This window comes from Pseudomonas sp. St386 (assembly GCF_018325865.1).
GTDB classification, from domain to species: Bacteria; Pseudomonadota; Gammaproteobacteria; order Pseudomonadales; family Pseudomonadaceae; genus Aquipseudomonas; species Aquipseudomonas brassicacearum.
Genome location: NZ_AP021900.1, coordinates 6,646,162 through 6,669,345, shown reverse-complemented (window position 1 = coordinate 6,669,345; position 23,184 = coordinate 6,646,162). Strand labels below are relative to the sequence as shown.

Sequence of the window (23,184 nt, the reverse complement as noted above, 5' to 3'; positions counted from 1 at the left end):
CGCGATGAGTAACGACGATCGTACCCAGTTCATGCCGACGCCCGGTGGCCGTGGTGGAGATCCCTTCCGCCCGGACGCTGGCCGGCCACAGCCGACGCCTGCGCCTGCACCGCTGTCGATGCCGGCCGCGCCGGTGCTGACCGGCAAGGCCGAGGGGCTCAACCCGCTGGAAAGCGCCGCCGGCCCGCTGCTGGCGCTGCTGACGCGCCTGCGCAACACCATTGCCCACCCGGCGCCGGCCAGTCTGCGCGCACAACTGCTGGCCTACCTGCGCCAGTTCGAAGAGCGTGCCGAGGCCGCCGGTGTGGTACGCAACGATGTGTTGCTGGCCCGCTACGCCTTGTGTACCGCGCTGGACGAAGCGGTGTTGAGCACGCCGTGGGGCGGCACCAGCGATTGGGGCAAGCAGAGCCTGTTGATCACCGTGCACAACGAAGCCTGGGGCGGCGAGAAGGTGTTCCAGTTGCTGGAGCATTGCCTGCAAAGCCCGCGCGAGCGCCTGTATCTGCTGGAGCTTTTGTATCTGTGCATGTGCCTGGGTTTCGAAGGGCGCTATCGGGTGATGAACGACGGTCGCAGCCAACTGGAAGCGTTGCGTGAGCGCACCGCCGCCGTCATCCGCAGCGCCCGTGGCGACTACGAGCGCGAGCTGTCGCCGCACTGGCGCGGTGTCACTGTGGCCCGTGATCGACTGGCGCAATTCATGCCGCCATGGATCGCCGTGGCCATCGGTGCGGCGCTGTTGCTGGCGCTGCTGTTCGGCCTGCGCATGAAGCTGGCCTCCGATGCCGAGCCGGTGTTCAAGAACATTCATTTCCTCGGTGAAATCCCGGTGCAGACCATCGACCGCCCTGTGGTGCAACCGAAGGTGATCGAGCGCCCACGCCTGGCCGGCTTCCTCGCCGATGAAATCCGCGCCAACCGCATTGCCGTGGAAGACGCCGTCGACCGCTCGGTGGTGACCATCCGCGGCGATGAGCTGTTCGCCTCGGGCAGCGCCAGCATCAAGGACGATTTCCAGCCGCTGATGCTGCGCATCGCCGATGCGGTGCGCAAGGTCAAGGGCCAGGTCCTGGTCACCGGGCACAGCGACAATCGGCCGATCGCCACCCTCCGGTTCCCGTCCAACTGGGCGTTGTCCGAAGCGCGGGCGCAATCGGTGCTGCAAATTCTCTCGGCCAAGACTGGCCAGCCCGAGCGCTTCAGCGCCGAAGGCCGCAGCGACACCGAGCCGTTGGCATCCAACGCCACCACAGAGGGGCGTGCGCGCAACCGTCGGGTTGAAATCACAGTATTGGCGGAGGGGGTCGAGTGAAGGCGTTTTTCAGTTTTATGACCCGCTGGGTCATCCCATTGCTGGGGCTGATCGCCCTGAGCCTGATCATCTGGTTCGTTGGCCCGCTGCTCGATTGGCTGGTGCCCGAAGGCCGCCGCTGGGCCTTGATCATCCTGGTGTTCGCGGTATGGATCGCCTACCGGGTGCTGCGCATCATCCAGGCGCGCCGTCAGGCCGCCGAAGTGATGCGCAGCCTGGCCGCGCAAACCCCACCGGACCCGACCAGCATCGCCACCGCCGAAGAGCTCGAAACCCTGCGCCAGCGCATGGACGAAGCCTTGGCCCTGCTCAAGAAAGCCAAGCTGGGCGGTGACGAGCGCCGCAACCTCTACGAGCTGCCGTGGTACGTGATCATCGGCCCGCCGGGTTCGGGCAAGACCACCGCGCTGGTCAACTCCGGGCTGCATTTCCCACTGGCCGCGCAACTGGGCGCCGGCGCGGTACGCGGTGTCGGCGGCACGCGCAATTGCGATTGGTGGTTCACCGACCAGGCGGTCCTGCTCGACACCGCCGGCCGCTACACCACCCAGGACAGCGACGCGACCATCGACAAGGCCGCCTGGCTGGGCTTCCTGGGTCTGTTGAAAAAACAACGGGCCCGGCGCCCGATTGATGGCGCGTTCATCGCCATCAGCCTGTCCGACCTGCTGCTGGGCAGCGACGCCGAGCGCGCCGCCCATGCCGCCGCAATCCGGCTGCGGATCCAGGAGCTGTACACCCAACTGGGTGTGCGCTTCCCGATCTACCTGATGCTGACCAAGCTCGACCTCGTGCCGGGGTTCATGGAGTATTTCGATACCCTGAGCAAGGAAGAGCGCGCCCAGGTCTGGGGCATGACCTTCGCCCTGGACGATGGCAAGAGCAGCGATAGCCCGCTGGCGCACCTGCAAAGCGAATTCACCGGCCTTGAGCAGCGGCTCAACGACCGCTTGGTGGAACGCCTGCAACAAGAGCGCGACCCGGCGCGGCGCGATCTGATCTACGGTTTCCCGCAGCAGTTCGGCGCCTTGAAAGATTGCCTGCAAAGCTTCCTCGAAGGCGTGTTCAAACCCAACGCCTTCGAAGAGCGCGTGTTGCTGCGTGGCGTGTATTTCACCAGTGGCACCCAGGAAGGCAGCCCGATCGACCGCCTGATCGGCTCCATGGCCCAGAGCATGAACCTGGATCGTCAGCACCTGGCGCGCCAGACCGGCACCGGGCGCAGTTATTTCATCGAAAAACTCTTCACCGCCGTGGCCTTCGCCGAGCGCGGGCTGGTGGGCGTCGATCCGAAAGTCGAGCGGCGGCGCAAGTGGATCGCCCGCGGCGTATTGGCCTCCACCGTGGTGCTGGTGTTGGTGGTCAGCACGTTGTGGTGGGTCAGCTACCGCGCCAACCAGGCCTACATTGCCCAGGTCGACCAGAAGGTCGCGCCGTTGGGGCAAACCGTGCAGAACCTCAGCCCGGCGCAACGCGACGTCCTCGCCGTGTTGCCGTTGCTCAACGCCGTGAAACACCTGGCTGACGACGCACCGAGCTGGGCCGAAGGCCTGGGCTTGTACCAGGGCGACATGCTCGAAGCCGAGTCCGGCAGCGTCTACCGCAAGCTGCTGATCGCGGTGTTCGCGCCACGTCTGCTGACGCGGATCGAAGAGCAGCTGCACAGCGGCGGCAATTCGGATTTCCTCTACGAAGGCTTGAAGGCCTACCTGATGCTCGCCGACACCGAGCATTACGATGCCGACTTCATCAAGGCCTGGATCGCCCTGGATTGGGATCGCAGCCTGCCGCGGGATTTGCCGGCCGAGCAGCGCCAGGCCCTGACCGCGCATTTGCAGGCGCTGTTCGAGCGGCGTCCGCCCCTCGCGCGCCTCGATCCTCGCCTGGTCGAAGACCTGCGCCGCCAGTTGCAGCAATTGCCGGTGGCCCAGCGGGTCTATGACCGGATCAAGCGCCAGAAGCTGCCCGAAGGCATCCCGGACTTCCGTATCAACGAAGCCGCCGGGCGTGACGCGGCGCTGGTGTTCAGCCGCAAGAGCGGCAAGCCATTGGGCGAGCCGCTGAGCGGGTTCTTCACCGTCAAGGGTTACCGCCAGGGCTTCTTGCTCACCAGCCTGAGCCAGACCGGCACCCTGGCCGAAGAGCAATGGGTGCTTGGCCACGAAGAGGCCGATCAGCAGAACGTCGCCAGCCTGGCTGCCGATGTGCGTCGCCTGTACTTCCAGGACTACCTGCGCCAATGGGACGCCTTGCTGGCCGACATCGACTTTGTGCCGATCACCAGCGTGGCCCAGGCCGCCGATGTGCTGCGGGTGATTTCCGGCCCGACCTCACCGTTGAAAAAACTGCTGGTGGCGGTGGCGAAGGAAACCGACCTGCAACAGGATGAACGCCTGCTGGCTGCCCAAGGTGCGCCGGTAGAAGGCGGTGTAGACAAGCTCAAGGAACGCCTGGGCAGCTTGCTCGGCCAGGAGCAGGCGACGCAAAACGCACCGGCGCAAAGCGATGATCCGATCACCGCGCACTTCGCCGAGCTCAACAGCATCGTCAGCAAAAGCGAAGGCGAGCCGGCGGCCATCGACGGTTTGCTGGCCGACATGAACGCTTTGTACGTGCAGGTCAGCGCCATGGTCGGTGCCAGCGGCGACGCCTTGCTCGGCGAAGCCAAGAACCAGGCCACGGCCGCCGCTACACGCGTCAGCCTTAATGCCGAACGCCAGCCGCCGCTGGTGCAGGGCCTGGTCAAGTCGGTGGTCAACTCCACCACCAACAGCATGATGGGCGGGGTGCGCAACCAACTGAACGCCGCTTGGACCAGCGAAGTGGTGAACATCTATCGCCAGTCCCTGGCCGGGCGCTATCCGATGTCGCCAGGCAGTGCGCGGGACGCGACCCTGGATGACTTCGGCCAGTTCTTCGGCGTCGGCGGGGTGATGGACAACTACTTCCGCAAGTACCTGCAACCCTACGTCGACACCTCGACCCCGACCTGGCGCTGGCAGCCGGGCGCGGCGCAGAAGCTCGGCATCGCCCCTGGCGTGCTGCAGACCTTCCAGCGCGCGGCGACCATCCGCGATGCGTTCTTCCGTTCCGGTGGCACGCAGCCGATGGTGCGTTTCGAACTCAAGCCGGTGGCGATGGACTCGACCATCACCCAGTTCCTGCTCGACCTCGACGGCCAGCAACTGAGCTACGACCACGGCCCAAGCCGGCCGACCGCCATGCAGTGGCCGAACCCGGGCAGCATCGGCGTGGTGCGGATCTCGATCATGCCGCCGTCGTCCAGCGGTCGCTCCGGCATCACCCTGGATGGGCCGTGGGCCTGGTTCCGGCTGCTGGAACAATCGGATCTGACCGCCGGCAACTCGCCGGATCGCTTCAACCTGCGGCTGCGGGTCGATGGTGCCAGCGCCTCTTATGAGCTGCGGGCCAACAGCGCCTTCAACCCATTCAAGAGCCGGGTGCTCAGCGGCTTCAGCCTGCCGGAGCGGCTATGAGTACACCGGGCTTCTATGGAAAGTTGGCCAGCCGCGGCGATTTCGTCAGCCGTGGCTTGCCTCAGAGTTTTATCGGCCCGTGGGATTCGTGGTTGGCGGCGGGTTTGCTCGCCAGCCAGACCAGCCTCGGCGAGCGCTGGCTGGACGCCTATCTGGTCAGCCCGCTGTGGCGCTTCATGGTCGCACCGGGTGTGTGTGGCCCGGACGCCGCGGTCGGCGTGGTGATGCCGAGCATTGACCGGGTCGGCCGTTATTTCCCGCTGACTGTCGCGATGTTGCTGGAGCCCGACGCGGACCCGGCGTCGGTGGTGGGCGGTGCGGACGAGTGGTTTGAGCGGGTCGAGAACCTGTTGCTGAGCACGTTGAGTGTGGAGGCCAGTTTCGAGGCGTTCAACGAACAGCTGGAGACCCTGGGCAGCCCGATGTACCTGCCGCGCACGCCGAGCAGCCGCTTTGCCAGCCTGCATCGCTTCGATGCCACTGACCCGCAACGGCGCATGAGCGCCCTCGCCGAGGCAGCCTGCGAAGGCGCGAGCCTGTGGTGGGGCCAGGGATCGGAGCGCATTGCCCCGGGGTTGATGCGCTGCCAGGGACTGCCGGCGGCGGCTGATTTTGCGCAATTTTTGCTCGGCCAAGAAGGTGTTGTGTAGATGCGTCCAAGTGCCGGAAAAGCAATCAAGTCTGCAAGCAAGAGCCATGTCGGGATGGTCCGCCAGGTCAACGAAGACGCCTGCCTGGACCTGCCGGAAAACGGCCTCTGGGTCGTGGCCGACGGCATGGGCGGGCACGCGGCGGGCGACTACGTCAGCAGCCTGATCGTCGACAGCCTGCGCGGCATTGCCGTGGGTCGTTCGCTGGACGAATACGTCGCGGCGCTGCAAAGCGACTTGTTGCGGGTCAACGCCGCCGTGCGTGAAGAAACCGCCAACCGTGGCGTGACGATGATGGGCAGCACTGTGGTGGTGTTGGCCGCCCGCGACCTGCGCGGCATGTGCCTGTGGGCCGGTGACAGCCGTTTGTATCGCCTGCGCGACGGCGTGCTCGAAGGCATCTCCCGCGACCATAGCTACGTCCAGGATCTGCAGGACAGCGGCCTGCTCAGCGAAGCCGAGGCGCGGGTGCATCCACGCGCCAACATTGTCACCCGGGCGATTGGCGTCGAGGCGCAACTGAACCTGGCGCTGACCGAGCTGCTGCTGGTGCCCGGCGACAGTTACCTGTTGTGCAGCGACGGGCTGACCAAGACCGTCGAGGACGATGAAATCCGCGAGGTATTGAGCCACGACGAGCCCGGCGAAATCGCCAGCAGCCTGGTGTCCCTGGGCCTGATGCGCGGCGCGCCGGACAACATCACCGTGGTGGTTGTGAAGGTGCCGTCATGAGCTTGACCTTGAACATTGTCATCCCCGGTTACGACATCGAAGGGCCGATCGGCGAAGGCGCGATGGCCAGCGTGTACCTGGCGACCCAGCGTTCGCTGGAACGCAAGGTGGCGTTGAAAGTCATGGCCGCCGCACTGGCGGCCGACCCGACCTTCTGCGAGCGTTTTTTGCGCGAAGGCAAGACGCTGGCGCGCCTGTCGCACCCGCACACCGTCACCATCCATGACATCGGCAACGTCGGTGAGCTGTATTACATGGCGATGGAGTACCTGCCCAACGGCACGCTCAAGGAACGCATCGCCGCGGGCCTGACGCCGGAGCAGGGCCTGACCTACATCCGCCAGATCGCCTCGGCCCTGGGTTATGCCCACGGGCTGGGCCTGGTCCACCGTGACGTCAAGCCGGCCAACATCCTGTTCCGCGCCGATGGCACGGCGGTGCTCTCGGACTTCGGCATCGCCAAGTCCCTGGACGACCGCACCCAGTTCACCCAGGCCGGCTTTGCCGTCGGCACGCCCAGCTACATGAGCCCGGAACAGGCCCGTGGCCAAGACATCGACGGCCGCGCCGACCTGTATGCCCTGGGCGTGGTGCTCTACGAAATCCTTGTTGGCAAACTGCCGTATACCGGCAACGACGCACTGTCCACGGCCCTGGCACACCTGACCGAACCGTTGCCGGAACTGCCGGTGCACCATGGCCGTTACCAGGACGTGTTGCGCAAGCTGCTGGCGAAGGATCCGGCGGAGCGTTTCCCGGATGCGGCGGCGTTGCTGCGGGCGTTGGATAACCTGCCAGACGAGTCGGCGGAAGCGACGCTGATCCGACCGTTGTCGTTGCAACTGCCGGAGACGCCGAAACCGGTGGATGACCTGGCGGGTTTGACGCCCATGTCCATCGACATTCCCAGCGGCCCGGCTTATTCACCACCGCCGCCACAATCGCAGCCCAAGCCCGTTGCGCCGCCGATAAAACCGCCGGTTCAATCCTCGGTGTCGGAGCAACGCAAGGGGCCGGTGTTCGCCCTGGCTGCCGTTGCGGTCGCCGTGGCGCTGGCGTTGGGTGGCGCGGGTTATTGGTGGTTGTCCGGTGATGACGGCAAAGACGTGAAGACGCCAGTGGCCACGACCACCTCGGTCAAGCCACCGGAAGTGAAGCCGCCGAAGACCCCTGAAGTGCCAGCGGTCAAACCACCCGTTGCCCCTCCGGCTCAGCCACCCGTGGCGACCGAGGCCGATGGTGGCCAGCGTCCGCTGTTGATGGCCGGCAAGAAAACCCTGTTCCAGCGCGTGCTCAGCAAACCGGGGGCGAAGCTCGCCGATGCGCCGGGCGCCGCACCGGGCAAGGCGCTGCCGGCGTTTTCCGTGCTGTACGTGTATCAGCGCAAGGACGTCGACGGCGGTTCGTGGGTGCGGGTCGGCGCCGCCACTGACGGGCGCAGCGACGGCTGGTTGCCCGCCGCCCAGGTCAGCGACTGGAAGCAGAGCCTGGTGCTCAAGTTCACCGAACGTTCCGGCCGTGCGCCGGTGATGTTCCTGCGTCAGCCTGGCGACGTGGAAAAGCTCTTGGCTAACCCATCGGCCGCCAAGAACGTGTTGCTCAAGGCCCAGCAGAGCCCGCAGGACGACCAGCAAGTGCTGGCCCTGGAGCCGGCCGCCAGCGCCGTGCCGCAGAGCCAGTTCTATCTGTTGCCGATCTTCGATTCCCGCGAGAGCCTCGATGAAAACGGTCAGCCGGTGCAGTTGCTGAATGTCGCGTCGATCGATCCTGGCAATACCCCGAAGGCGTCGAGCAACACGCCGATCACCACCGCCAATGCCGACGCGTTCCGTACCGCCGTGGTGCTTGTGGTGGACACCACCGTGTCGATGCAGCCCTACATCGACCAGGTGCGCGACGTGGTCCACGAACTGCAAACCCGCATCGCCGAGCGCGGCGAGTTGGATAGTGTCAGCTTCGGCATGGTGGGTTTCCGCAGCAGCATCAAGAAGACTCCAGGCCTGGAATACGTCGCCAAGACCTTGATCACCCTGGAGCAGGGGCGCGACCCGCAACGCTTCATGGAGCTGGCGCGTCAGGTCAAGGCATCGACGGTGTCGAGCCATTCGTTCAACGAAGATGCGTTTGCCGGGGTCATGGAAGCCGTCGAAGGCATGGACTGGTCCGGTTACGGCGGGCGTTTGATCCTGTTGGTCACCGACGCCGGGGCCCTGCGCAAGAACGATCCATTTGCCGCCACGCAAATGAACGAGGCCGAAGTGCGCCAGGCCGCACTGGGCAAGCAGATCAAGATCTACGCCTTGCACCTGCTCAGCGACGCCGGCAAGAAAACCCATGCCGGCGCTCAGAGCCAGTACCGCACCCTGACCGCCGACGCCAACCCGCAGATCGGTGACCTGTACATTCCGGTGCCGGGCGCCGACGTGCGCAAGTTCGGCGAGCGCGTCGACGAGATCGGTTCGGTGTTTGCCGACCTGGTGCATCAGGTGCGCAGCAACAAGGCGCAAAGCGTGCCGCTGTTGAGTGCCGCGCCGAGCCTGGCCGACAAGTCGGCCGCGGTCGGCTACGCGATGCACATGGACTTTTTGGGGCGTAAATCCGCCAGCCAGGCGCCGCAACTGGTCAGCGCCTGGACCGCCGACCGCGACCTGACCAACCCGGCACTGCCGGCGTTCCAGGTCTGCGTGATGCTGACCAAGCTGCAACTCAACGACCTGCAGCAGTCGCTGAAGCTGATCGTCGACGCGGCCCGCAAGACCCAGAGTTCGCCCAAGGATTTCTTCCAGGAAATCGCCAGCGCCAGTGCCTACATGAGCCGCGACCCGTCGGCCCTGCGCAAGGGCGGCAACTTGGCCGACGGCGGGATTCTCGGCGAGTACCTCGAAGGGCTGCCGTACCGCAGCAAGTCGCTGAACATGACCCAGGATCTGTGGCTGTCCTTGAGCGTGGCCGAGCAGGAAGATTTCATCGACGAGCTGGATTCGAAAATCCGCCTCTACGAAACCTTCCACAACGACCTCGCCAACTGGGTGCGCTTCGGCGATGCCGAGCCGGGTGACGCCTTGTACCGCGTTCCATTGTCGACGCTGCCGTGATGCTGACCCTGAACGCAGTGCATAAAAGCCGGGGCGCCGGCAGCCAGCGCTACAGCCTGGTGATTCCACGGCTGCATTTGCGCGGCGGTGAACAACTGGCGGTGGTCGGCCCCAGCGGCTGCGGCAAGAGCACGTTGCTGGACTTGCTGGCGCTGGTGTTGGCGCCGGATCAGGCCGGCCAGTTCGACTTCACGCCGGCCGACAAGCCGCTGGACATCGCCAAATTGTGGCGTGCGTCGCAACAGGGCACCTTGGCTGAGCTGCGCAGTCGTTACCTGGGTTATGTTCTGCAAACCGGCGGCCTGTTGGGCTTCCTGGATGTGCGCGGCAACATCGCGTTGTCGCGAAAATTGCTGGGCTTGAAGGATGACGCAAGCGTGACGCGCCTGGCTGGGCAGTTGGACATTGCCGATCAACTGGACAAGAAACCGGCGGATTTGTCCGTCGGCCAACGTCAGCGGGTCAGCTGTGCCCGGGCGTTGGCCCATGGGCCGCGCCTGCTGCTGGCCGATGAACCGACCGCCGCCCTCGACCCGCTGAACGCCGAGCGCGTCATGCAGTTGCTGGTGGCCCAGGCGCGCGAGCACGGCGTCTGCTGTGTGGTCGCGACCCACGATGAAGCGCTGGCCCGCGCCAGCGGTTTGCAGGTGCGGCGCATCAGTTGCCGTCGCGATGTCGACGGCGGTGTCACCGCCACCCTCGGGGAGGCTTGCTGATGCGCGGCGCGCTGGTGGCTTCCCTGGCCTGGCAGGATTACCGCAACGATGCCTGGCTATCGGCCTGCTCGGTGTTGGCTTTGGTGGCCGTGGTGGCGCCGTTGCTGGTGCTGTTCGGCCTGAAGTTCGGCTTGGTCAGCAGCCTCACCGAACGCTTGCAGAACGACCCGGCCACCCGGGAAATCATCCCCTTGGGCGGCGGTCGCTTCAGTGCCGAGTTCGTCGAACAATTAAGCCAGCGCAGCGACGTGGCCTTTGCTTTGCCGCGCACCCGGCAGATCGCCGCTACGGCGGATTTGAGCGGCGATGCGTCGGTCGTCACGGTCGAGATGATTCCCTCCGCGGCCAGCGATCCCTTGTTCGATCATTTGCCGGTGCCGCAAGGCCTGGATCAAGTGGTGCTCAGCCAGACCGCCGCTGAAAAGCTCGGCGCCAAGGCCGGCGATTGGTTGCAGGCCAGTTTCGGCCGGCAGGTGGCCGGTCGCAGCGAGGCGCAGCGCACCCGCGTGCAGGTGCTGCACGTGCTGCCATTGGAAGCCTTCGCCCGCGACGGCTTGTTTGCGCCGCTGGCGTTGCTGGAGGCGGCGGAGGATTACCGTGACGGCCGTGCCGTGCCCGCGTTCGGCTGGCCGGGGGATGTCGCGGGCGTAGCCGGGCAACGGGTCTACCCGGCGTTTCGTTTGTATGCCCGCAGCCTCGGCGATGTCGAGCCGCTGCGGCAGTATTTCGCCGGGCAAAACCTGTTGGTATCGACCCAGGCCCAGACCATCGCACAAGTGCAATCGCTGAGCCGCAATCTGTCGATCGTGTTCTGGATCATCGCCGGGTTGGCCTTGGCCGGCGCGTTCGCGGCGATCTTTGCCGGTGCCCTGGCGGCGGTCGAGCGTAAGCGCCGGGAGCTGTCGGTGTTGCGCCTGCTGGGGGTTTCCACCGCGGCGCTGTTGCTGTTCGTGGTGTTGCAGGCGCTCTACAGCGCCACCTTTGCGGCCCTGTTGAGTGCCGGCCTGTATGGCCTCGCGCAGTCGGGCCTGAATTATTTATTTGCGCAGATGCCCGGTGAATACGCCAGTCATCTGTTGGTGCGTCACTACACCTTGGCCCTGGTGGCCGTGCTCGGCGTCAGTGCCGTCGCGGCGGCTTGTGGTGGCTGGCGGGTGGCGCGCATCCAGGCGTGTGAAGGAATTCGCGATGTATAAGTTATTGGGCGCCGCCGTGGCGCTGAGCCTCGCCGGTTTGGTCTGGGCAGATGAAGGCACGGACAAGCTGGACAACCCCAAGCCGTTGCCCGACGACGTCAGCCTGCCGCTGCCGTGCGAAGGCCAGATGGTGTTTCGCTACGTCTACATCCTCGCCCAGGGCACCCTGGACGACCGCGAGATCAGCCTCGGTTACCCGTTCAGCGAAGACGAGGCGGGCTATCAGCAGTCGTTCATTTCCGGCTACCGGCGCGACTTCATCAACGGTCAGTTCACCCTCAAGGACCTGCCCAAGGACTGGAACAAGACCATCACGCCGTTGATGCCCAAGACCGACGCCAAGACGCCGCTCAAACCGATGCTGTACTTCATCGGCAAGTATGAGGTCACGGCCCGGCAATACGCCCAGGTCATGGCCCAGGCGCAGTCACTGGCCAGCGGCGAAGCGGCGCCGGCCTGCGAAACCTTGCAAGCCGATTTGCCCCAAGGCGTGGCCGGGCGTTTGCCCAAGGTGAAACTGTCGAAGTTCGAGGCTGAGCGCTTCTCGGCGGTGTACAGCGCCTGGCTGATGAAATACCACAAGGATCTTCTGCCGGTGAGCGGTCGCGGTACTTCCGCCGAAGACGGCGGGCTGGGTTTTGTGCGCTTGCCGACGGAAGTCGAGTGGGAATTCGCCGCTCGTGGTGGGCAAGCCGTGAGCCGTCAGGACCTGGAAGGGCGCCTGTTCCCAAGGCGCCTGGAAGGCAGTGAAAGCGACGGGCCGTTGGCCGATTGGGCGGTGTTCAACCAGGTCGCTGGTGGTACCGGCCAGGCGGCGCGGCTGATGCCCATCGGCACCAAACTGCCGAACCCGATTGGCCTGTTCGACGTGGTCGGCAACGCCGCCGAGATGGTCCAGGAATCCTTCCAGTTGGTGCACGCCGGTCGCCGTCAGGGCGCCTATGGCGGCTTCGTGGTCAAGGGCGGCAACTACCTGGAAGGCGAGGGCACGCTGTTCACCGGCATGCGCCGCGAATACCCGTTGTTCGCCGCCGACGGCACCGAGCAAAGCAACGAAACCACCGGTTTTCGCGTGGCCGTCGGTGCGTTGTCGGCGCCGCGTTCGCGCTACAAGGAATTGTTTGCCCAATGGCAGAAAGAAGGGCGGCTGGCGTCGCTGACTGATGCCATCGACGATGCCGACGATCCGACCAAGCGCCTGGACAGCATCATCGCCGCCAGCGTCGACCCGCGTCTGCAAGCCGAATTGGGGCTGGTCAACGAAGAGCTCAAGCGCAACGTCTCGCTCATCGCCCAGCAGCGCGAGGAAGCGGCGGGCAACCTGATTCAGTCGTCGGCCTTGGTGGCCGAGACCGTCAACAACTACAACATTCGCCTGACCAATCTGCAGAACAGCCGGCAAGCCGCCCTGGATGCCAAGGACGAGGCCAGCGCCACGCTGTTCGCCACGGCCATCGACAACGGCCGCAGCGCGCTGGATGGCGCGGTGGCGATTTATATCGACAACCTGGCCACCGGCACGCGTTACACCGATGCCGTGATCCAGGCGCAGTTTCAGCGCATCAAGGAAGAATTGGAGCGCAAACCGGTACTGGGCAAGAGCCTGGTGGCGCGTGCAACGTTATTCGTTCGTCATGTCGGGGATTATCGTCAGCAAAAACGAGCCGACCCGGCGGCGATATTGAAGGAATTGCTCGCATCGAACGCTCAGCGGTCTTGAGTGTTCGTTGTCAGCGAGCTTGGAAGGGACTCAGGCGGCGATAGCGCCGCGCTGAGCTGGTCAACACTTAAACGAGAACACAACTATGCTTTTCTCCCGTAAACCATTTGCTTCGGTTTCCAAGCGTCACTTGCTGATGGTCGCTGTCGGCTTCAGCACTGTACTGACCGGCTGCGCCACGTCGCCGACTTCCAAAGTCGCCTCGAGCACCAAGGTCGAGTACTACCCGAACTGCTACGAGCCGGTGCAGCACTTGCGCTCCACCGAAGGCAACATGACCAAGTCCGTGGTCACCGGCGCTGCCGTCGGCGCGGTTGGTGGTGCACTGCTGGGTGCCCTGACCGCGGATAAGGAAGACCGTGGCCGCAACGCCGCCATCGGTGCCGCGGGCGGCGCCCTGGCCGGTGGTGCAGCTGGTTACTACACCGAGCGCCAGAAGCAGATCGCCGATGACAACCAGCGCATCGCGTCCTACGCCGCCGACGTCAACAAAAGCGTCTCCGACATCGACCGCAGCACCGCCTACGCCAAGACTTCGCAGCAGTGCTACCAGAACGCGTTCAGCAAACTGGTTGCCGACCGCAAGGCCAAGACCGTCAACGACACTGAAGGCCGCAAGCGCCTGGCAGAAATCGTCGCCGGCCTGAAAGAGTCGAACGACCTGATTGTCGCGGTCAACGGCAAGGCTTCCGAAGACCTGAACAACTACACCCAGGCTTACGAGAAAGACCTGCAGCAAGTGGGTGTGCAGCGTACTGACGTGGTGACCGTGGCTACCGCCGATACCACGCCGGTCGTGGCGCAGACCAGCACCAAGACCAAGAAGAAAGTGACGCCGGCGAAGAAGAAAGAACTGCCAGTCGTGCCGAAAGAAGCGGTGACCACCGAGAAAACCCTGCAGACCGCCAAGGCCAAGCAGGATGAAAGCAAGCAGGTCGCTAGCGCCGGTACCACTCAGGTCAACAGCATGTGCAAAAACCCGGACCTGGGCGACTGGGCACCGGTTCCTTGCCCGAATGTTTGATTGAGTGATGGCGGCTGCTCGCTGATCAGCAGCTAAAACCTGTGGGAGCGAGCTTGCTCGCGATGGCGTCGGTTCAGTTGGCATTAATGTCGACTGACCCGCCGCCATCGCGAGCAAGCTCGCTCCCACTGTTGTTTTTGGGGGCATATCCGTTGTTGCGGTAACGGCGGCTTAGGGTTCCGCCCTTACGGCGGGTCACTTTCGAAAAGCCCGGAAGCCGGCCCAGTCGAAAGTAACCAAAGCGCTTTATGCCCCACCACTTGGTGCCTCGCTTAGGCTCGGCATGCCTGAACGAAGGTATTGCTCCGTGGGCCCGCCGCGAAGGGCCATCCATGGCCCAGCGCGGCTATCCCGGCATCCATGCCGGGATGCCCACTGCGCAATGCCTGCGTTCGGCCATCGTGGTTAACGGGGCGCCGAGATCAACGTCCACCGCGAGGCGGCCTAACAGCCGACCTGGCTCTCCCGGTCGTACACCCGTCAGATCTGTTCCAGCAGGATCTGTGGGAGCAAAACTTGCTCGCGAGGCGGCCTTATAGCCGACCTGGCTCTCCGGCCATACCCCCGATCCAACTGTGGGAGCGAGCTTGCTCGCGAAGGCGTCAGCTCAGTCGGTATCAATGTTGTCTGACACTCCGCTATCGCGAGCAAGCTCGCTCCCACAGTTGTTTTGAGTTGACTGTGGTATCCGCGACAACCCAACTCCCCCCTGTGGGAGCGAGCTTGCTCGCGATGGCGTCGGCCCAGTCTGCATCAATACGAACGCTACCCCTTGGCCCCAGGCGTCGCCATCTCCTTGGTTTCCAGATGATCCAACGCCCGCTCAACCAATAGCTGAACCCCATCGGCCATGCGGCTGATCGCCAGGGCCACGCAGCGGCGTGAGTCATCCACGTCGTCAGCCAGGTCGGCGGCGATGGTGCTGATGGAGAGCAGGTCTTCGGAGGCGTTGGCCAGCAGGGTTTCGGTGTCGATGTGGGGGGACACAATGAAGAGTTGGTTTTTGTCGGGTTCGGGCGGTGAGTCGGGCTTGGGGTTGAGGTAGTAGTCGAGGGCGCGGGTGGCGGCGTCATCTAGCTTTTTTTCTTCCTGCGCTTGGACGCGGGATTTGTGGCCGCTTTGCGGCGGATTTGGAGTGACCTTGAACATAAATGCATTACCCGATATGTAATTGAATGAAGGCTGCCACCTTTCGTTGCACCGAAAGAGGTGGCAGCTACGCGCGGGTGTGCAAGACCGGGCATATCGGACCCCGGCAGACCTCGAGAGTCTCCCGCGCGCAGCCGCCATAAACACACCAATACGGGCATGAGCCGTTTGGTGTAGCAGTTGCGCGCCGATATGTACCGGACTTGCACGTCCGTGTCACCGTTTTTTGCGATGACGAACAGAGGTTAGCGGCGCTCGTAAGCGCTGCCTAGTTCATGAACAGCCCGGCGTTTTGAAGGAAATGTCCGAGGAACAGGAGGGCAAAAAGATCAAAAGATCGCAGCCTTCGGCAGCTCCTACGGAAATCGATGTAGGAGCTGCCGAAGGCTGCGATCTTTTGATTTTTGGTTTCGTGACTTGGCAGTCATCTTTCGCGAAAACCAGCTTATCTTCCGCCAAAGCGATCCGATGATGGCGTTACGCCGAAGAATCGCTAAACTGCCAGCCATTCATCTTTCATCACGAGGCTGTGCCCATGAAATTTCGTTTTCTGCTGTGGATGCTGGGGTTGTTGATGGGCAAGGCCAGTCGGACCAATCCGGCGTTCCAGCAGCAGTTGGGCGACAAGGAATTGGTGTTTCAGCTGCAAACCCTGGACGGCAAGGTCGCCCGGCATTTCACCGTGAAAAACCAGCGCATCACCAGCCAGTCCGGCACCTACCCGGAGCCTGCGTTCGCCATCGCCTTCAAGGACGCCGCCTATGGCTTTGCCACGATGCAGGCCAAGAACAAGCAACTGGCGTTCATGACGGGGATTCAGGACAAGTCGATCCAGATCAAGGGCAACCCGGCGCTGGTGATCTGGTTCCAGGGGCTGACCAAATACCTGAAGCCGAAGAAGTCTAAGAAGACTTAAATCGAGCGGACCATGTTTGATCGTTCCCACGCTCCTGCGTGGGAATGTCGCCAGGGACGCTCCGCGTTCCGCTTCTGAGATGTGACGCAGAGCGTCACGGGATGCATTCCCACGCAGAGCGTGGGAAAGATCAAATGACCGGGCGAGCCTATTCAGCCGTGGCTGAACTGCGAGGCCAGTTCGCGCAGCAGCACTTCCGCCTCGAGCACTTTGCTGACTACGTCGTTGACCTTGTCCCGAGACAGGCCTACGCGCTCGAGCAATGCATCGGGAATTTCCTCGTCCGGGCCGGAGCCGATCCCTCGCGAGCGCAGCAGGCGTACGGCCAGGCATACCAGGTTCGGGTAGGCGGCGTATTCGCCGTCGTAGTGCGGGTCGTGCTGGAAGCGCAGGGCGGTGGCCAGTTCGTCGGGCATGTCCCAGTAGCGCATCAACCAGGCGCCGATCTGCTCGCGACTGATGCCCAGCAGGTGCTGTTCCACGTAGCTGTGGCACAGGTGCGGGTTGACCTCCAGGTGCCGGCAGATCAACGAGAAGTGCGGCGGGAATACGTGGGCCAGCAGCAGATAACCGAAGTTGTGCAGCAGGCCGGACAGGTATGTCAGGCCACCTTCGGGACGCTGGGCACGCGGCATGGCGCGGGTCAGGCCTTCGATGACGGCGGCGGTGTAGATCGACTGGTGCCAGTACGGCGTGGTGTGTTGCGGGTGGTCCTTGGGCAGGCTCAGGGTCTTGCCCAAGGCCAGGCCCAGCGCCAGGTTGATCACCAGGTCGAAGCCCAGTACCCGCACGATGGCATCTTCCACCGAACGAATCTTGCCGGGTGATGCGTAGTAGGGCGATGCCGCCCAGCTCACCACTTGCGCGGCCAGGGCCGGGTCGGTTTCCACCACGCCGGTGATGTCATCGATGGTCGCGTCCGGGTCGACCCGCAGCTTGATGATTTTCTGCGCGGTCTCGGCCAACGGCGGGATCTCGATGGTTTCTTCCAGCCGTTGCTGGATACGCCGGGCGGTGAACGCCTGCACAGCCTGGGTGATTTCCGCGCGGTCGTCGTGCGGGCGGTCCAGGTTGGGGGTGATGTTGCTCACGGCTTCGCCGAACGTCGCGGCGCTGGCCTTGGTGAGCATGGTCTTGAACGCTTCGCTGGTGACTTCCAGCAACAGCCCCGGCTCACCGGAGTTGATCAGCAACTTCGGTTCGCGCAGCAGGCTTTCTTCGTACAGGCAGGGCGAGCTGGTGAGCGCCGGCAGGCCGGGCAGCAGGCTCAAGCTGTGCTTGCCGAGCATGCGCTCCAGACGTTCGGTCGGCACTGCCGTGAGTTTGCGACCAGTGAGTTCGGCCAGGCGGTTGAGGTCCAGCAGCTGGCTTTGCGGAAACAGCACCATGAGCGCGCCAACGGCATCGTGCAGCAACACCGCCTGCACTTTGCGGGCTGGGTTCAGGCCGGGGCGTTCGAGCACTTCGTCAAAGCCGATGCCCAATTTCTCGAGCAACAGCCGAATAACAGACGGAGCGTGCGGGGATTCGGGGACGAGGGCAGCTTCTGTCATGGTCTGTATCCGTTTTCCTACAAGTTGGTCAGTATAACCAGCTTGTCCGGTACGCGCGTCCGGAAAACTGAGCGCGTGCTCACACTTGGCCGTATTGCTGCCCGTGACGCAGCCAGCGATCCAGCAGCGGGCTGACGTGGTCGGGCCAGCGTTCCAGCAGCGCCTGGGCGGCATCGCGTACGGCGGGAAGCAGGTCGGCGTCGCGCATCAGGTCGGCCACCTTGAATTGAAGCAGACCGGTCTGGCGCGTGCCGAGCATTTCACCGGGGCCGCGCAATTCGAGGTCTTTTTCGGCGATGACGAAACCGTCGTTGGTTTCGCGCATGATCCCCAGACGCTGGCGCCCGATCTGCGACAGCGGCGGGTGGTACAGCAGGACGCAATGGCTGGCGGCACTGCCCCGGCCGACGCGGCCGCGCAGTTGGTGCAGCTGCGCCAGGCCCAGCCGTTCGGGGTTTTCGATGATCATCAGGCTGGCATTGGGCACGTCGACGCCCACCTCGATCACCGTGGTCGCGACCAATAGCTGCAGGGCGCCGGCCTTGAACTCAGCCATGACGGCGGCTTTTTCGGCGGGTTTCATGCGGCCGTGGATCAGCCCGACCTTCAACTCGCCGAGTGCGGCAGTGAGGTCTTCATAGGTGGTTTCGGCCGCCTGGCAGGTCAATTCTTCCGACTCCTCGATCAAGGTGCACACCCAATAAGCCTGCCGCCCTTCGGCGCAGGCGCTGCGCACGCGCTCGATCACTTCCACCCGTCGGGTGTCGGTGACCAGCACGGTATTGACCGGTGTACGGCCAGGGGGCAGTTCGTCGAGGATCGAGGTGTCGAGGTCGGCGTAGGCGCTCATCGCCAGGGTCCGCGGGATCGGCGTCGCGGTCATGATCAGTTGATGAGGGCACATCCGTCCGCCCACGCCTTTCTGCCGCAGGGCCAGGCGCTGTTGCACGCCGAAGCGGTGCTGTTCGTCGATGATCACCAGGGCCAGGTTCTTGAACTGCACTTCGTCCTGGAACAGCGCATGGGTGCCGACCACCATCGGCGCGCCTTCGGCGATCTGTGCCAGGGCGGTTGTGCGGTTCTTGCCCTTGAGCTTGCCGGCCAGCCAGGCGACTTCGATGCCCAACGGTTCGAGCCAGCGCTGGAAGGTGATGAAATGTTGTTCGGCCAGGATCTCGGTGGGCGCCATCAGCGCCACCTGATAACCGGCCTCCAAGGCCTGCAGCGCTGCCAGGGCTGCGACCACGGTCTTGCCAGCGCCGACATCGCCCTGGATCAGCCGCAGCATCGGCTCGGGCTGGCTCAGGTCGTAGGCGATTTCGTTGCCGACCCGTTGCTGGGCGCCCGTGGGGGTGAAACCGAGGTTGGCCAGGTAGCGGGCCGGCAGATCCCTGGCCTTGGGCATGGCCGGGGCGCGCAGGGAACGCAGGCTTTCGCGCAGGCGTTGCTGGGACAGTTGATGAGTCAGCAGTTCTTCGAACGCCAGGCGGTGCTGGGCCCAGTGATGGCCGAGGGCGAGTTCGTCGACGTCGGCATCGGCGGGCGGATGGTGCAGGTAGCGGATCGCATCGGCCAGGGGCGCCAGGTGGTAATCCCGGGCCAGTTCCGTGGGCAGCCAGTCGGGCAGGCTGCTGGGGCCGAGCAGGGTCAGGGTTTGCTGGCAGAGCTGGCGCAAGCGTTGTTGGGTCAGGCCTTCGGTGAGCGGATAGACCGGGGTCAGGGTTTCATCCACGGGCGGCGGTTCGTCGCCGGTGATGGCGCGGTATTCCGGATGATAGATCTCCAACCCCGAAGCCCCGGGTCGCGCCTCGCCGTAGCAGCGCACGCGGGTGCCGCGCTTGAGGCCTTCCTTTTGTGCATTGCTGAAATGGTAGAAGCGCAGGCTGAGCCCGCCGGTGCCGTCCTGCAAGCGCACCACCAGGCTGCGCCGACGGCCCATGACCACGTCGGCGCCGCTGACGGTGCCTTCGATCACCGCATCCTGCCCCGGGCGCAAATGGCCGATGGGCACCACGCGGGTGCGGTCCTGGTAACGCAGCGGCAGGTGGAACAGCACGTCCTGGAGGTTTTCCAGGCCGACCTTGGCCAGTTTCTCGGCCATGGCTTCACCGACACCCTTGAGTGTCGTGACCGGCACTTTCGACAGCTCAGTCATGGCCGTGGCTTACTTGCCAGCGGGCGGCTTGGCCACGGAGCACAGACGGATCGAGTCGGCGAGGATCTCGATGGCCTTGGGCCGCGGGAAACTGGCGCGCCAGGCGATGGCAACGGTGCGGAACGGCACGGGCGGCGTCAGTGGGCGGACTTCGATCACGCCGGGGGCGTAATGATGGCTGTCCACCGCCGACAGCGGCAGGATCGAAATGCCCAGGCCTGAGGCGACCATGTGGCGGATGGTTTCCAGGGAGCTGGACTCCACAGTGGTGTGCTTGGCGCCTTCGCTGCCCTTGGTCAGGGTCGGGCAGGCTTCGAGCACCTGGTCGCGGAAGCAGTGGCCTTCGCCAAGCAACAGCAGGCTCTTGTCGTTGAGCAGGGCGGCGTCGATGGTTTTTTTCTGGGTCCAGGGGTGCTGGGCCGGCATCAGGACGTAGAACGGTTCGTCGTAGAGCGGCAGGGTCAGGACGTCGGCTTCGTTGAACGGCAGGGCGATGATGATCGCGTCCAGCTCGCCGTTGCGCAGCTTGTCGCGCAGCACATGGGTGAAGTTTTCTTCGATGTACAGCGGCATCTGCGGGGCGACCCGGTGCAGTTGCGGAATCAGGTGCGGGAACAGGTACGGGCCAACGGTGTAGATCGCGCCGACTTTCAGCGGGGCGGTCAGCTGGTTCTTGCCGGCCTGGGCCAGTTCGCGAATGCCCTGGGCCTGCTCCAGGACCTTTTGCGCCTGGGCCACGATGCCTTCGCCTACGGGAGTCAGGCGCACGGCGCTTTTGCTGCGCTCGAAAATCAGCACACCGAGTTCGTCTTCAAGCTTTTTCACGCCCACCGAGAGCGTCGGCTGGCTGACGTGGCAACGCTCGGCCGCATGGCCGAAATGCTGCTCTTGGGCGAGGGTCACGATGTAGCGTAATTCTGTGAGGGTCATGGCGAGCGTCCGTGAAGTTGCGAGCCAAGCATACCGGCTGCAATCGATAGACGCACGTTATCAGACTGGGGGTGCGGTGTGACACTGTCCAATGTCTGTGTGGCCAGGGATTTATTCAAGAATGTGGAATTGTCTGTGGGAGCAAGGCCTGCCCGCGATGAAGTTAACGCGGTGTTCGCTGGAACCGAGGTGCCTGTATCGCGAGCAAGCTTTGCTCCCACAGATGCCCTGGCTCCACAGATGGCTTTGCTCCCAATGCCCTGCACTCCAAACCGCTTACCAGGAACAGCAAGCCCCTGTTGCAGGGGCTGGTAATTGAGGTCAGCGCCGGCGCTTGTCGATGGAGTACACAAACGGTGCCGTCAGTTCGATGGTGCCGTTGGTCAGCAGCTCGGCCGGCGGCTTGGGCAGCGGTTGGGCTTTGCGGATCATTTCCAGGGTGGCCCGGTCCAGGGAGTCCGTGCCGGAGCTGCCCACCAGTTCGAACGACAACACGTTACCTTCGGCATCTACCACGAAGCGCAGGCGGTTGGTGCCTTCCTTGTTCATCTGCCGGGCCCTGAGCGGGTACTCCTTGTACTTGCCCAGGTGCGCCAACAGCGTGCCCTGCCAATTGGCCTTGGCAGCCGATTGCGCAGGCGACGGGCCAGGCGCCGGTTGCGCGGACTTCTCGGCGACTGACTGGGTTGGCGGGGTGTCGCTGGGCTTCTGCTCCGACGGCTGTTCCTTCGGCGGCTCGGGCTTTTTCTCCACCGGTTTGGGCTTGGGCGGTTGCGGCTTTGGCTTGGGCTTGACCGGCTTGGGCACGGAAATCTCCGGCTTCGGCGCTTCGGCAAGCTTGGGCAGCGGCAGTTCTTCGACCGGCTCGGGAGGTTGCGGCGGTGTGACGACTTTGGGCGGTGCCGGTGGCGGTGGGGCGGGTACCGGCGCCAGCTCGACCATCATTGCCTGGGGAGGCAATTCGATGGGCGCGCGTGATGTCCAGTTCAGCGCCAGGGCGATGGCGAGCGCATGCACGCCCAGCACCACTGCCAGGCTACCGCTGTAACGCGTCAGCTTTTGGCGCGTCGTGATCATTTCTTGGGCGCCGTCTCGAGTCCGACCAGACCGACCTTCAGGTAGCCGGCGCCTCGCAGTGCGTCCATCACGCTCATCAGGTCGCCGTAGTCCACGCCTTTGTCGGCCTGGAAGAAGATCGTCGTGTCTTTCTTGCCCTGGGTCTTGGCGTCGAGGGTAGCGCCGAGGGTTTCGGCCTTGACCTCGTCTTCACCCAGGAACAGGCGCTGGTCGGCCTTGACGCTGAGGAACACCGGTTTCTCCGGCCGTGGCGAGGGCTTGGCCGTCGACGCCGGCAGGTCAACCTTGATGTCCACGGTGGCGAGCGGGGCGGCCACCATGAAGATGATCAACAGCACCAGCATCACGTCGATGAACGGCGTGACGTTGATTTCGTGGTTCTCGGCCAGATCGTCGTCTGCGCCTTCTTTCAAATGCAGGCCCATGGCCGATTACCCCACTTTCACCATGTGCGGTTGCGAGCCACGCTCGGGCGGCAGGTGGTCGAGGTCGCGGCTGACCAGCAGCAGGACTTCGGCCGAAGCGTCGGAGACCTGGGCCTTGTAGCCGGCAATGGAACGGGCGAAGACGTTGTAGATCACCACGGCCGGGATTGCCGCGACCAGGCCCAAGGCCGTTGCCAGCAAGGCTTCGGCGATGCCGGGTGCGACGACGGCGAGGTTGGTGGTCTGGGTCTTGGCGATGCCGATGAAGCTGTTCATGATGCCCCACACTGTGCCGAACAGGCCGACGAACGGCGCGGTAGAGCCGATGGTGGCGAGCACGCCGGTGCCGCTGCTCATATTGCGACCACAGGCGGCGACCAGGCGCTCGAGACGGAAGCTCACGCGTTCCTTGATGCCTTCTTTCTCGCGGCTGTTGGCCGACAGGCGCATCTCTTCGAGTGCGTCATGCACCAGCAGGTTGGCAAGAGTGCCTGCCTTCGCGGCAGTGACGCTGGCTTCCTTGAGGGTGGTGGCTTTTTTCAGGGCGGCGATTTCACCGCGCAAGCGACGCTTGGCACCCAGCAGCTCGAAGCCTTTGGCAATCCAGATGGTCCAGGTGATGATCGAGGCGATGGCCAGGCCGATCATCACGATTTTCACGATGATGTCGGCGTTCTTGTACATGCCCCATGGCGACAGGTCGTGGGCCATGCCCAGGGAGTTGTCGGCTTCGAGCATTTGAGGTGCGTCGGCTTCGACGGCTTGGGCCGGCTCGGTGGCGACAGGCGTGGCAACGGGAGCGGCCGGGTCGGCCGGTGCCTGGGCAGCAGCTGGTACGGTGGCCGGGGTCGTGGCGGGCGTCTGTGCATCGGCGAATGCGGCGGCCGGTGCCAGCAGCAGGCTGAACAGCAGGGCGGCTACCGTGCTCCAGGCACGAGGTCGATTGGTTGGCGAAGCGGGGGATAGAGAGCGTTTCATGCTGGCCGGACCTGAGAGGAAAAAGAAGGTTGATGTTCTTCCAGGCCTCGTGGGCC

17 protein-coding genes and 1 pseudogene are annotated in these 23,184 nt (G+C 64.3%); 11 read left to right on the top strand and 7 right to left on the bottom strand.

All coding sequences use genetic code 11. The features are described from left to right. The first annotated feature begins 4 nt into the window (after nucleotides 1-4). The 10 genes and pseudogenes from KI235_RS29700 to KI235_RS30585 all read left to right on the top strand — a co-directional run. Complete coding sequence (locus KI235_RS29700; RefSeq protein WP_013694571.1) at nucleotides 5-1,315, top strand: DotU family type VI secretion system protein; 1,311 nt, start codon at nucleotides 5-7, stop codon at nucleotides 1,313-1,315. Further along, the gene (gene tssM / locus KI235_RS29695) at nucleotides 1,312-4,812 is read left to right on the top strand and encodes a type VI secretion system membrane subunit TssM (RefSeq protein ID WP_013694570.1); all 3,501 of its coding nucleotides are present in this window, start codon (nucleotides 1,312-1,314) and stop codon (nucleotides 4,810-4,812) included. Before KI235_RS29700 ends, tssM begins: the two co-directional genes overlap by 4 nt. Further along, on the top strand, nucleotides 4,809-5,462 hold the full coding sequence (tagF, locus tag KI235_RS29690) for a type VI secretion system-associated protein TagF (RefSeq protein WP_003206910.1): 654 nt from the start codon (nucleotides 4,809-4,811) through the stop codon (nucleotides 5,460-5,462). Before tssM ends, tagF begins: the two co-directional genes overlap by 4 nt. Beyond that, a complete protein-coding gene (locus KI235_RS29685; RefSeq protein WP_003206909.1) occupies nucleotides 5,463-6,194 on the top strand; it encodes a protein phosphatase 2C domain-containing protein in 732 nt (243 codons plus the stop codon). Continuing rightward, nucleotides 6,191-9,289, top strand: coding sequence for a serine/threonine-protein kinase (locus KI235_RS29680; protein ID WP_013694568.1), 3,099 nt, complete (start codon nucleotides 6,191-6,193; stop codon nucleotides 9,287-9,289). The genes KI235_RS29685 and KI235_RS29680 overlap by 4 nt, the downstream gene beginning before the upstream one ends. Further along, nucleotides 9,289-10,005: an ABC transporter ATP-binding protein gene (locus tag KI235_RS29675; protein WP_003206906.1), complete on the top strand. Its 717-nt coding sequence runs from the start codon at nucleotides 9,289-9,291 to the stop codon at nucleotides 10,003-10,005. The genes KI235_RS29680 and KI235_RS29675 overlap by 1 nt, the downstream gene beginning before the upstream one ends. Continuing rightward, nucleotides 10,005-11,201 (top strand): ABC transporter permease, encoded by a 1,197-nt coding sequence (locus KI235_RS29670; RefSeq protein WP_027912812.1) that lies wholly within the window; start codon nucleotides 10,005-10,007, stop codon nucleotides 11,199-11,201. Before KI235_RS29675 ends, KI235_RS29670 begins: the two co-directional genes overlap by 1 nt. After that, on the top strand, nucleotides 11,194-12,921 hold the full coding sequence (locus KI235_RS29665) for an SUMF1/EgtB/PvdO family nonheme iron enzyme (RefSeq protein WP_003206903.1): 1,728 nt from the start codon (nucleotides 11,194-11,196) through the stop codon (nucleotides 12,919-12,921). The genes KI235_RS29670 and KI235_RS29665 overlap by 8 nt, the downstream gene beginning before the upstream one ends. An 85-nt stretch (nucleotides 12,922-13,006) precedes the next feature. Continuing rightward, entirely contained in the window at nucleotides 13,007-13,945 is a 939-nt protein-coding gene (gene tagQ / locus KI235_RS29660) for a type VI secretion system-associated lipoprotein TagQ (protein WP_003206902.1), read from the top strand. 575 nt (nucleotides 13,946-14,520) lie between these two features. Further along, nucleotides 14,521-14,613, top strand: a pseudogene (locus tag KI235_RS30585) (DUF4381 domain-containing protein); the annotation flags it as partial. A 97-nt stretch (nucleotides 14,614-14,710) separates the two neighbouring features. Here the strand turns inward: KI235_RS30585 and KI235_RS29655 are convergent. Next, nucleotides 14,711-15,094 (bottom strand): DUF6124 family protein, encoded by a 384-nt coding sequence (locus KI235_RS29655; protein ID WP_003206899.1) that lies wholly within the window; start codon nucleotides 15,092-15,094, stop codon nucleotides 14,711-14,713. Nucleotides 15,095-15,629: 535 nt separating this feature from the next. On the opposite strand from KI235_RS29655, the gene KI235_RS29650 reads away from it, so the two are divergent. Continuing rightward, nucleotides 15,630-16,010: a hypothetical protein gene (locus KI235_RS29650; protein ID WP_003206897.1), complete on the top strand. Its 381-nt coding sequence runs from the start codon at nucleotides 15,630-15,632 to the stop codon at nucleotides 16,008-16,010. 152 nt (nucleotides 16,011-16,162) lie between these two features. Here the strand turns inward: KI235_RS29650 and KI235_RS29645 are convergent, their stop codons facing one another. The 6 genes from KI235_RS29645 to exbB form a co-directional block, all read right to left on the bottom strand. Further along, entirely contained in the window at nucleotides 16,163-17,563 is a 1,401-nt protein-coding gene (locus KI235_RS29645; protein WP_003206896.1) for an aminoacyl-tRNA deacylase and HDOD domain-containing protein, read from the bottom strand. A gap of 79 nt (nucleotides 17,564-17,642) precedes the next feature. After that, complete coding sequence (recG, locus tag KI235_RS29640; protein ID WP_013694564.1) at nucleotides 17,643-19,718, bottom strand: ATP-dependent DNA helicase RecG; 2,076 nt, start codon at nucleotides 19,716-19,718, stop codon at nucleotides 17,643-17,645. A 9-nt stretch (nucleotides 19,719-19,727) separates the two neighbouring features. After that, complete coding sequence (locus KI235_RS29635; RefSeq protein WP_003206891.1) at nucleotides 19,728-20,648, bottom strand: hydrogen peroxide-inducible genes activator; 921 nt, start codon at nucleotides 20,646-20,648, stop codon at nucleotides 19,728-19,730. Nucleotides 20,649-20,969: 321 nt separating this feature from the next. Further along, entirely contained in the window at nucleotides 20,970-21,725 is a 756-nt protein-coding gene (locus tag KI235_RS29630; protein ID WP_003206889.1) for an energy transducer TonB, read from the bottom strand. Further along, on the bottom strand, nucleotides 21,722-22,150 hold the full coding sequence (gene exbD, locus KI235_RS29625; RefSeq protein ID WP_003206888.1) for a TonB system transport protein ExbD: 429 nt from the start codon (nucleotides 22,148-22,150) through the stop codon (nucleotides 21,722-21,724). Before exbD ends, KI235_RS29630 begins: the two co-directional genes overlap by 4 nt. A gap of 6 nt (nucleotides 22,151-22,156) precedes the next feature. Further along, entirely contained in the window at nucleotides 22,157-23,128 is a 972-nt protein-coding gene (gene exbB / locus KI235_RS29620) for a tonB-system energizer ExbB (protein WP_003206886.1), read from the bottom strand. Nucleotides 23,129-23,184: the final 56 nt, after the last annotated feature.

What these genes read in the sequence shown, in the direction of transcription:
- KI235_RS29700 (WP_013694571.1), top strand. Translation starts at nt 5, where the DNA reads ATGAGTAACGACGATCGTACCCAGTTCATGCCGACGCCCGGTGGCCGT.
- tagF (WP_003206910.1), top strand. Translation starts at nt 4,809, where the DNA reads ATGAGTACACCGGGCTTCTATGGAAAGTTGGCCAGCCGCGGCGATTTC.
- KI235_RS29685 (WP_003206909.1), top strand. Translation starts at nt 5,463, where the DNA reads ATGCGTCCAAGTGCCGGAAAAGCAATCAAGTCTGCAAGCAAGAGCCAT.
- KI235_RS29680 (WP_013694568.1), top strand. Translation starts at nt 6,191, where the DNA reads ATGAGCTTGACCTTGAACATTGTCATCCCCGGTTACGACATCGAAGGG.
- KI235_RS29675 (WP_003206906.1), top strand. Translation starts at nt 9,289, where the DNA reads ATGCTGACCCTGAACGCAGTGCATAAAAGCCGGGGCGCCGGCAGCCAG.
- KI235_RS29670 (WP_027912812.1), top strand. Translation starts at nt 10,005, where the DNA reads ATGCGCGGCGCGCTGGTGGCTTCCCTGGCCTGGCAGGATTACCGCAAC.
- KI235_RS29665 (WP_003206903.1), top strand. Translation starts at nt 11,194, where the DNA reads ATGTATAAGTTATTGGGCGCCGCCGTGGCGCTGAGCCTCGCCGGTTTG.
- tagQ (WP_003206902.1), top strand. Translation starts at nt 13,007, where the DNA reads ATGCTTTTCTCCCGTAAACCATTTGCTTCGGTTTCCAAGCGTCACTTG.
- KI235_RS29655 (WP_003206899.1), bottom strand. Translation starts at nt 15,094, where the DNA reads ATGTTCAAGGTCACTCCAAATCCGCCGCAAAGCGGCCACAAATCCCGC.
- KI235_RS29650 (WP_003206897.1), top strand. Translation starts at nt 15,630, where the DNA reads ATGAAATTTCGTTTTCTGCTGTGGATGCTGGGGTTGTTGATGGGCAAG.
- KI235_RS29645 (WP_003206896.1), bottom strand. Translation starts at nt 17,563, where the DNA reads ATGACAGAAGCTGCCCTCGTCCCCGAATCCCCGCACGCTCCGTCTGTT.
- recG (WP_013694564.1), bottom strand. Translation starts at nt 19,718, where the DNA reads ATGACTGAGCTGTCGAAAGTGCCGGTCACGACACTCAAGGGTGTCGGT.
- KI235_RS29635 (WP_003206891.1), bottom strand. Translation starts at nt 20,648, where the DNA reads ATGACCCTCACAGAATTACGCTACATCGTGACCCTCGCCCAAGAGCAG.
- KI235_RS29630 (WP_003206889.1), bottom strand. Translation starts at nt 21,725, where the DNA reads ATGATCACGACGCGCCAAAAGCTGACGCGTTACAGCGGTAGCCTGGCA.
- exbD (WP_003206888.1), bottom strand. Translation starts at nt 22,150, where the DNA reads ATGGGCCTGCATTTGAAAGAAGGCGCAGACGACGATCTGGCCGAGAAC.
- exbB (WP_003206886.1), bottom strand. Translation starts at nt 23,128, where the DNA reads ATGAAACGCTCTCTATCCCCCGCTTCGCCAACCAATCGACCTCGTGCC.